This is a genomic window from Shouchella shacheensis, from assembly GCF_001484965.1.
GTDB lineage: Bacteria > Bacillota > Bacilli > Bacillales > Bacillaceae_D > Shouchella > Shouchella shacheensis.
Window position 1 is genome coordinate 1 of sequence record NZ_LLYY01000059.1, and the last position, 9,028, is coordinate 9,028.

Annotated in this window: 11 protein-coding genes; 5 read left to right on the top strand and 6 right to left on the bottom strand. The window is 44.5% G+C overall.

Features of this window, described 5'->3' with window-relative positions; translation table 11 throughout:
• The first annotated feature begins 86 nt into the window (after positions 1-86).
• Positions 87-962: an MFS transporter gene (locus tag AVZ68_RS19090; protein ID WP_437182714.1), complete on the top strand. Its 876-nt coding sequence runs from the start codon at positions 87-89 to the stop codon at positions 960-962.
• 107 nt (positions 963-1,069) lie between these two features.
• Positions 1,070-1,582: a hypothetical protein gene (locus tag AVZ68_RS19095; RefSeq protein WP_059106170.1), complete on the top strand. Its 513-nt coding sequence runs from the start codon at positions 1,070-1,072 to the stop codon at positions 1,580-1,582.
• A gap of 150 nt (positions 1,583-1,732) precedes the next feature.
• On the opposite strand, the gene AVZ68_RS19100 is transcribed toward AVZ68_RS19095, so the two are convergent.
• Positions 1,733-2,752 (bottom strand): DUF3231 family protein, encoded by a 1,020-nt coding sequence (locus AVZ68_RS19100; RefSeq protein ID WP_059106171.1) that lies wholly within the window; start codon positions 2,750-2,752, stop codon positions 1,733-1,735.
• A 400-nt stretch (positions 2,753-3,152) separates the two neighbouring features.
• Here AVZ68_RS19100 and AVZ68_RS19105 point away from each other — a divergent pair, with 400 nt between their 5' ends.
• The 3 genes from AVZ68_RS19105 to AVZ68_RS20060 are packed head-to-tail and all read left to right on the top strand — an operon-like array spanning position 3,153 to position 3,843.
• The gene (locus AVZ68_RS19105; protein ID WP_059106172.1) at positions 3,153-3,368 is read left to right on the top strand and encodes a DUF1659 domain-containing protein; all 216 of its coding nucleotides are present in this window, start codon (positions 3,153-3,155) and stop codon (positions 3,366-3,368) included.
• A 19-nt stretch (positions 3,369-3,387) separates the two neighbouring features.
• Positions 3,388-3,612 carry a DUF2922 domain-containing protein gene (locus tag AVZ68_RS19110; protein ID WP_059106173.1) on the top strand — a complete coding sequence of 75 codons (225 nt, stop codon included), beginning with the start codon at positions 3,388-3,390 and terminating at the stop codon, positions 3,610-3,612.
• Between the two features lie 54 nt (positions 3,613-3,666).
• Positions 3,667-3,843 carry a YvrJ family protein gene (locus tag AVZ68_RS20060; RefSeq protein WP_082676799.1) on the top strand — a complete coding sequence of 59 codons (177 nt, stop codon included), beginning with the start codon at positions 3,667-3,669 and terminating at the stop codon, positions 3,841-3,843.
• 101 nt (positions 3,844-3,944) lie between these two features.
• On the opposite strand, the gene AVZ68_RS19115 is transcribed toward AVZ68_RS20060, so the two are convergent.
• From AVZ68_RS19115 to AVZ68_RS19135, 5 genes are read right to left on the bottom strand one after another with little or no spacing between them, the layout of a single operon-like run.
• Positions 3,945-4,685 (bottom strand): SIS domain-containing protein, encoded by a 741-nt coding sequence (locus AVZ68_RS19115; RefSeq protein ID WP_059106174.1) that lies wholly within the window; start codon positions 4,683-4,685, stop codon positions 3,945-3,947.
• A 14-nt stretch (positions 4,686-4,699) separates the two neighbouring features.
• The gene (ulaA, locus tag AVZ68_RS19120) at positions 4,700-5,977 is read right to left on the bottom strand and encodes a PTS ascorbate transporter subunit IIC (RefSeq protein ID WP_059106175.1); all 1,278 of its coding nucleotides are present in this window, start codon (positions 5,975-5,977) and stop codon (positions 4,700-4,702) included.
• A gap of 49 nt (positions 5,978-6,026) precedes the next feature.
• Positions 6,027-6,311, bottom strand: coding sequence for a PTS sugar transporter subunit IIB (locus AVZ68_RS19125; RefSeq protein ID WP_059106176.1), 285 nt, complete (start codon positions 6,309-6,311; stop codon positions 6,027-6,029).
• Between the two features lie 15 nt (positions 6,312-6,326).
• A complete protein-coding gene (locus AVZ68_RS19130) occupies positions 6,327-6,761 on the bottom strand; it encodes a PTS sugar transporter subunit IIA (protein WP_059106177.1) in 435 nt (144 codons plus the stop codon).
• The gene (locus tag AVZ68_RS19135) at positions 6,758-8,668 is read right to left on the bottom strand and encodes a BglG family transcription antiterminator (RefSeq protein ID WP_059106178.1); all 1,911 of its coding nucleotides are present in this window, start codon (positions 8,666-8,668) and stop codon (positions 6,758-6,760) included. The genes AVZ68_RS19130 and AVZ68_RS19135 overlap by 4 nt, the downstream gene beginning before the upstream one ends.
• Positions 8,669-9,028: the final 360 nt, after the last annotated feature.

Sequence of the window (9,028 nt, forward strand, 5' to 3'; positions counted from 1 at the left end):
CAATGGTTTAATTAGCTTTCCTCGTTACAGATACCCGGGAATGCAGGATTCTTATTCCGAAAGAAAAAAGAAAACGGTTCAACTCCATACGGTCCTTTGCCGATTCGGGAGCATTTATTGTGGGGCCTGCGATTGGGGGTTCTCTCATCTTAGTAACTTCTGTTGAGACGACGCTCTGGATCAATGCCCTGTTCTTTGTCATCTCCGCTCTGTTGCTATTCATGCTTCCAGAAAAAGAAACGATTGATAAAGAAGCGATCCCGACACTAACGGTGTCACAAGTCATTCGTGATTTTACTGTTGTACAAACGTTTATGATGATGAATAAATATGTATCATTTATTTACCTTGGTTTTATTCTAATTATGATCTTTTCGTTTGCCATGGACGCACAAGAAGTGGTTTTTACTCAACAAGTGATCGGTCTTTCTGAATTTGAATATAGCTTATTGATCAGTATCACGGGGATCGGATCGATTGCCGGTGCACTGATATTGTCCGTCTTATCAAACAAGTTTTCACTTCGCTATATGATCGCTATAGGCTTGATCATGACGACGGTAGGTTATCTCATCTATGCATTTTCATGGTCGTTTGCTTCGATTGTGGTTGGATTCGTCATTCTTGGATTCTTTAATGTTTTTCTAAACGCAGGCATCATTACATTTTACCAAAATAATGTTCCTGTCCATGTGATGGGAAGAGTGACAAGTATTTTTCAACTGATCCAAAGTGCCGTTCAAGTCGTATTCATCCTAGGAATTGGCGTGACCGCGGACCTTGTTTCTTTACGGCTGACGATCGTTGTTTTGGCCCTTTTTAAGTTAGTTTTTTCTACTATATTCTCAATGTCAGTATTGAGTACAAAGAAAAAGGCGTATTACCAGGAAGGTGAAGGGAATGAGGAACATCCGTGCGGCCGAAAAATGAAGGTGGAAAAGCTGTGGATGAATGATACGTAAAATCGGTGGGAAAAGCGCGGGGGCGATACTGTTCTGATATGGATATTTTGATAAATCAACTTTCGGACACGAAAAGCGCACCTCGCCCACTGGTATAAGGAAATTAGGTGCAGCTATTCTCGATAGGAACGATCCTCATACGGACAAGAGGAGCCTCGATCGGACAAGAGGAGTGCTCATACGGACAAGAGCGCGCCTGGATCGGACAAGAGGAGTGCTCATACGGACAAGAGGAGCCTCAATCGGACAAGAGGAGTGCTCATACCGACAAGAGCGAGCTTCAATCGGACAAGAGGAGTGCTCATACCGACAAGAGCGAGCTTCAATCGGACAAGAGGAGTGCTCATACCGACAAGAGCGAGCCTCAATCGGACAAGAGGAGTGCTCATACGGACAGGAGCGCGCCTCAATCGGACAAGAGGAGTGCTCATACGGACAAGAGTGAGCTTCAATCGGACAGGAGGAGTGCTCATACGGACAAGAGCGAGCTTCAATCGGACAAGAGGAGTGCTCATACCGACAAGAGCGAGCCTCAATCGGACAAGAGGAGTGCTCATACGGACAGAAGCGAGCTTCAATCGGACAGGAGAAGCAACAACCCCGGGGTTCTCTCCTACTAACAAGCAACAGGGGTTCCACTGTGTTTTTTCAACTCCGAAAGTTGAGTTGATAACGTATAGGAATCATCATTTACACAGCAGCACGACTTTTTTGTGAGTCGTGCTGCTTTGCCATTATCTTTCAAAAATCCCACGTGAAGTCAATAATAATCAGCTTTTTTCTTTATTCTTTGCTAACTTTTTTCGATCACTTGTACCTGGTGGTTGCTCCAAATAATGGTGCTTAATCATCATATCAGCTCCACTTTTCGCCAGTCGAGCCACCTCAAGCGATAAGCGTTCATAATTGATTAACAAATCGCTTCGTTGACTGGCCGCTCCAGCGGTGGCATAGTTTCCGATTCCCGCCGACATCAACAAGGAGATATGAAACATCATGATTTTATCTGAAAATGTTTGCGTGGTCGAATCACTTATGGCTACATCAGAGATTTGTGGGGTTTCGATATCGTCTGTTAACAAGGCATCCACAAAAATTTTGCTATGTTTTTTGGAGACTTCTTTTCCCCTAAGCATAAAGTCCTGTATTTCTTTAGAGGGTGATGTTTGCGAAAAGGCAAGGCAAAGCTTGCCTCCTATTGAATTTGTCTTTACATTCAAATACAAGTGAGAAATTTCAACGGCATTTAATGGTCGTTTCTCATTAAATGGATTTAGGCCGCTCAAATAGGTTTTACTGTCTACATAATCGCTCTCTTTAGGAACTTCAATATAAGGGTGTTTTGCCATCAATCCTTTGGCAAGTGCAATTTTGAGTGACTGTTTATAGAGTTTATTGGCTTCGCTTAAACCCTGAGAAAAATAGTCAACGATATCGTCACGGTAGCTGATTGCTAGAAAGCCACTGTATGCCGCCATGCCTATGCTAGCCATGTGATTCACATAGGATAAACAAAATGTGTCCGTAAAAAGCCATGGAGCATTCATATTCACATCTTCTTTACTAAATGCGTTTGGAATGGCGTAGTCTTCGCTTTCGAATATGGAAAGTAATGTTTCCAAATGACTGGAGGAAAGCTCATATGCATACTGAACAATAGGTTTGATGTCCGGATCTTCAATGTACTTCAGCATAAACGCTAAGATTTGTACGGACATGCTATCATTCGTATAACCTCCCCACAGTGCCCCGATCTCAGAGGAAGTTAGATGTATGTTGTTTCCATTCATGATATAGTCCCTCCATTGATAAACGTATGCTAGTTTTTATTATGTGCAATTGATTGCGTCTTATGTACCCTGGCACTTTTTTTGTAATAAAATATGACAATTCACAATAAAAGAAAATTACTAGTGTACTTCTCCATTCAGGCGGTGTACACTACAAGTAGCCGGTGGGATACCCACGGGCTTTTGTCTAGCTCCGGCGGGTAGAAGCTCGAGATTTTTCGCCCTGACAACGAAATCCAAATTCGGGATTTCTTTTGTCAGGTCTCCAAAATTCTCGCTTCTAGTCGACCCGCCTGCGCTTTTCGGTTTTAATCCTATAGGAGGCGCGTTCGATCACCGGCCGTGAAGGAACCTACCTCCACCCTTGCTTGACCAATCATACAGGAAAGGAGGAATTTCGATGGCGTATAAAGTTCACAAGAATTCCCGTCTTGGCCTTGTGATGCACGATGGCTATAACGATGAGGATCAGCCAATCTATCGCCGAACAGGCTATGCAGTCAAGGATGATGCGGAGATTGAAGCACTGGTGGCTGTGGCCGAAGTGTTTCGTTCGCTCTGTGCCTTGCCCGTGATGGAAGTGACCTTGTCGGAAAACCATGAGTTAATGAACTAAATCCTAAGGAGGAGTCGACATGGACCAAACCCTAGAACTGCGCTTTCGCACGGATATGGGGCAAACTGTCACCATTCGTGTCCCTGAACCGAAGCCAGAGTTGACGGCGGAAGTGATTGGAGAAGCGATGGATGTGCTGATGGCCACCCCTGTGTTTAGCGGAAATGCCGGATTGATTCAAACCAAGCTGGATGCTCGGATTGTCTCCCGTGCGATTGAGACCATTGAATTGGAAAACGAATAAAAGGGGAGGGACAGGCTGTTGGCCTGTCTCTTCTGTCAAAAGGAGGCGAAATGGATGGAAGAATGGGTGAAGCTCATCTCCAATGTCGGCTTTCCCATCGCTGTGGCCTCGTATTTGCTCGTTCGGCTCGAACCTGTGATGAAAAATCTACAGCAGTCGATTGCCGGCTTGACGGTCGTGATTTCTCGTCAACAGAATTTCACGGAAAAGCGCGAGGACGAGCGGTTATGAGTGCGATTCGTGATCGTCGCAAAACAGGCCGACGGCGGAAACACAAGGCGGGCAAGGCACCAGATCACTTATATTGCGAGGCATCATTAGCCAATCACTCCTTACATGTAGTGGATTTGTTGTTTATAATTGCGCATCATCGTTTCATTATAGTCATCGCCGCCATCTAGGTTGGCGCTGCGAAAGATGGGGACATCGCTTCCAGATTCCTCAAGATACGTAATGATTTGCAGCACAATCGAGTGGATTACAAAACTTCCGATGATCGTGGACGTGGGAGCGACTTTTTGAGAAAGTGATTGAATGGAAACGGCCGCATCTCCTGGTTCTCCAAAGTTATCAATCACCAGATCACTGACTTCAAAGAGCCGTTTGCCAGAAGAATGGCGTGACGTGACACTTTTGGAATACGTCACATTTGTTAACGAGATTACTTTCATGCCTTGTTGCCTTGCCGCTATGGCAAGATCAACCGCAACCGGGTTTCTTCCTGAAACAGAGTGAATAAATATCACGTCGCCAGCCTTCACGGGTTTGGAGTGTAAGAGAATTTGCCCGTAGCCTTCCAGGCGTTCGACTTTGGAAGTAAGCGTGATGGGCTCGACGTTGAGCATCAACGCTGGACTAAATATGGGGTTAAATAGTGCGAAGCCCCCTGCCCGGTAAAACGCATCCTCCGCGACGATGCCGGCGTGGGAAGCCCCAAAGAGGTACAACGAGCGGCCCTCGTTGACCGCTTTGACCATCATTTGGGCAGCTTCATCAAGAAGCTGCTCTTGTTCCTCTAAAACCAGGTCGAGCAGTTCTTGAATTTTAGCGTAGTATTGTTTGACATACGACATAGACGTGTTCCCCTTTATGGAAAGATTTTTGCAATGCCATCACCGATAAAGGACCAGAGGGAGAAATCGTTTCCTCCGAAAATGACAATCCAGTCAGAAGCAGTGCCGCTTAATATAGGCACCGAGATGCCTACAAGCAAGATCATCACCACTCCGGCTGTTGCGGAGCCTGCAATGGCCCCTTTTAAGCCGCCGGTTCCGTTGCCAATGATCGCTGCTGTTCCAATTTCAAAGAAACAGGTGATCGTGAGCGGCACAATCACGAAGCTGAAGATGCCGAGGCTTCCTGTAATAAAGATAGTGGCAACCGATGTAATCATGGACACAATGAAGCCAATGAGGACTGCATTTGGTGCAAACGGGAATAGAATGGGTGCATCAAGAGCAGGAACCGCATTGGGGATCCATTTCTGTGAAATGCCTTGGAATGCTGGAATAATTTCTGCAAGCATCATTCGTACCCCGAGGAGTAAAATGGTCAGGCCAGCACCAAAGAGAATTCCTTGCATGATGCTGAAAATAAAAATACTTTGATCGGTCTCAAAGGCAGCCGCAGCTGAATCAAATCCAATAATAAGGCTGACAATGAAGTATACAAAAAACATGGTGATTGACGATGTAATGCTAATCTCTCTTAAGAATTCCGTGGATTTAGGAAATTTAATATCCTCTGATGATCTTCCGTTCGTGCCAAACAGCTTACCGACCCACCCAGAGATTAACGATAAGATCGTGGTCGGATGGCCGATGATGAAATCATCAGAGCCTGTAACCTTGCGGACGAACGGCCGCAAAATGGCAGGAGCTACAATAATGTAAATGGCAGTCATTATGGAAGCAAACAGAATGATCTGTGTATTGCTAAGGGCATTTTCAACCCCTACTGCGACAAAAATAAACGGAAACCAGAAAAGCATGTGGCCAGTGAGAAAAACATGTTTGATTGGCGTAAATCTCGCAACAATGAGATTGACCACAAAGGCAATCAACATGGCAATGCCAATTTCAGTTCCGTACTCACTCAAGATCGTATCTGATCCAAGTGCAGGTGCTACTTCTGATTCTTGAATGTCATACATTAAGTTAAAACCCTCTGTTAATGGTGCGATCGAGCTCGTTAGAATGTTCGTCCCCTGTGTCAATATGACGACACCTATAATGGTTTTGGCTGTTCCTGAAACAACGGAAGAGAAGTCTTTCTTCAAGAGCAGCAAACCAATTAAAGCAATGAGCCCTAAAAAGATGGCGGGCTCACGGATGACCTCGATCAAAAAGTCCATCACTGACTGCATAATCGTTCCCCCCTATGCGAATGAATGAATAAAACCAAACCGTGGCCAATTACGTGCGGTCGATCGCTTCTGCCGCTTTCTCTTTAATTTCTGTTTTGTTCACAAAACTATTAATGATAACTACTGGCGTACTGACGGCTTCCGTTAGCTTTTCCCCAAGTTCTTTGCTTGTGAAAATATAATCTGCAGGGGTACTTTGGGCAGAAGCAACATCCCCTGTAAAGACATCGGCTTGCACATTTAATTCCTTCAATACACCTTCCAAATTCATTTTCAATACCATGGAAGAACCTAAGCCAAACCCACATACCGTCATGATTTTTACTTTACTCATTGAATAACACTCCTTCTAAAGTGATTGATAGACTTCTTTTGCTGTTTTTGCTTGCCTGAGTTGCTCGACTTTCTGCTCGTCGATTAGAATACGCGACAGGTCTTCCATCATTTTCAAGTGTGAATCTGATCCTGTCGCAGAAAAGGAAAACACCAGATCGACAGGGTCATTGTCTTCATTGCCAAAAGACACGCCCTCCTTTAATACAACAAGCGAGATGGCATCTTCCCGTACGGCCTCACTCGGTCTGGCGTGAGCCAAGGCAATGCCAGGGCCGATGACAATGTAAGGGCCATGTTCTTTCACCGAGCGAATCATTTGTTTTACATATTCCGTGGTGACAGCACCACTCTTGATCAGCAAGTCACCGGATGCCTGAATCGCTTTCTCCCAATTCGCCACCTGAATTCCAGTGGCAATATGTTCTTTTTTTATCTTTTCTTCTGTCACGTTTTTTTCTTCCCTCCACTCGTCTTAGTCGATAACCGGTCTCTCACCTCGGGGGACTCTAAATAGCGGAACAGCTGTAAAAAATCTTGATTGTGCGCTTCCTTAATCGCCAGGACAATGATGATTTTTACTCTTTCGGGATTAAATGAGCCAAAATCGATCTCCTCATCAAAGACGGTCATACTAATGCCCTCCTTGATAACGTTTTCTGGACTGGCATGGACAAATGCGATTTTTGGAAGCAGCACCATGTATGTTCCATTTCGCTCTACAGACATAATCATCTCTTGAATATACCCTTGGCGAATGTAACCCTGTTGCAAAAGTGGCTGAGCCGCAAGCGATACACTTTCCCTCCACTCACTTGTCTTCGCTGAGTGAACGGTTTCATCAAAAAGCGTTGGTTCAACGGCGGAGGCGCTAGCGTATACTTGGTTAAAAAGGGCCAGCTGTTTGCGGTTAACGATTTTCTGGGCTTCATGTTGAATCGTTCGTTTATCATCATCATTGAGAAGCGGGCTCACTCGAAAGGTTTTCTTCTGGTACCATGGGTTCATATTGAGTTCCTGCGTGGTTAGGACAAAATCAACGTCACGTTCTTCAAGTTCATGGGCCAAATCTTCAGTGTTAACAACGCTTATTAAACGAAAACCTGGTTCCACCTGCGAAAGCTTTGTCGTCAAGATGGATGAGGTTGCCAAACCTGTGGAACATACTACAATGACCGTTGGGGCAAACTTCCTGCTGTTGCTCCGGTCAAACCCAGCGCTAATATGCATCGTGATAAAGGCAATCTCAGCTGCGAGCAGCGAGTATCCCATATCAGAAGTAATCTGGTGGACCATTTCATAAATAGCACGATATTTGACTTTAATTTCTTCGGTGTAGGGGTTGTCAATTTCCACCCCTTGCTCGATTCGAAGCAATGCCGACTTGATATGGTACGTCAAATCGTTCATCAGTTTTTCATCTGCGGTCAAGTCTACTTGCAAAACAGCAGAGATTTGTTCAACAAGATGCGCACTAAATGTTTTCTCTTTGTGGTAATTTCCCCATTGGTTAGCGTTCTTCTTATAAGAAACGATCTTTGCTTGATCAAAAAGATTGTCTAGAAAGGCACACTCATGCTCAAGAACACGGCTATCGTCAATCGTACCTGTGAGAAAACGCCCCACTTCCCCAAGATGAAATGCCTTTTTCTCCCTTTGATTCTGCGGGACAAAGACGTAATGCCCACTCAAAATATGGTTGTACCACCACCCTAGAAAAATATAGAGAACGTGGAGGGAGGTTTCGCTATAATAAACCCCTCGTTCCTCCTGGCATGAATGGAGCCACTGCAAGAGCAGCTCATTGTCCGCAAGCTTTTCAAGCGTAAGCCACCCCTCCGCTTTTTCGAGATCGACTTGTTTGTCCGTAAGAAGGTGGTAGAGTGCCCGCCGCAAGCTGCGTTCCGTTCCATTGACTTGAAACCCTTTTCGTGCCACTTTCGTTAGGTGTAAGTCGAAACGATCCAACATTTCTTCTACTTCTGGAAGATACTTCTGAATGCTTGAGCGACTCAGGTGAAATTCGTCAGCCAACTGCTGAATGGTGACTGTCTCCTGCATCACCACAAAAAGGGTTATCATCGTAAGCTGTGTACGCTTATCAAATGAAATCTGATTCCCTTCCGCGAGTGTGAACAACACAGAACGGTTTTCTTTACTAACGTGCAAGAGAACACCTTTGCCAGGCGCTCTGGTCAGCGAAAGATCCATATCTTTTAATACGGCATCCATCGCATCCAGATCATAGCGAATGGTTCGTTCGCTTACATTTTGCCATTTTGCCAGAAACTCAACCGTGACATACTGGCTACTTTCTAGAAGCTTTGCTAGTAGTATTTTCTGTCTGGAGGAAAACATGGCATCACCCTTGCTGTCATCTTATCTTGATGACGTATAATGTTAAAGACTAAACTTTATCACAGTTGTGGCAACAAAAGATTTTAACGTGTAAGGAATCTTAGAATACTTAAATCCTCAGCCATATACAAACGCCATAAGAGGTGTTCGTAAATGGGTGTAGAGATCGACATTTGGAGCAACTAAAACATTTGCTCACTGTAAGGATGCCCAAATCTTTGACGTAATTAAAAAGAATGTTTCACCTATCAAACTAGCGGTAATATAAACACTTGTAAGTGGTTAACCATTTGAAGGAGGGTTCTAGCTGCTAAGATAAATGTGTAAATAACTATAAATAACTCTTTAATATTTATAGTT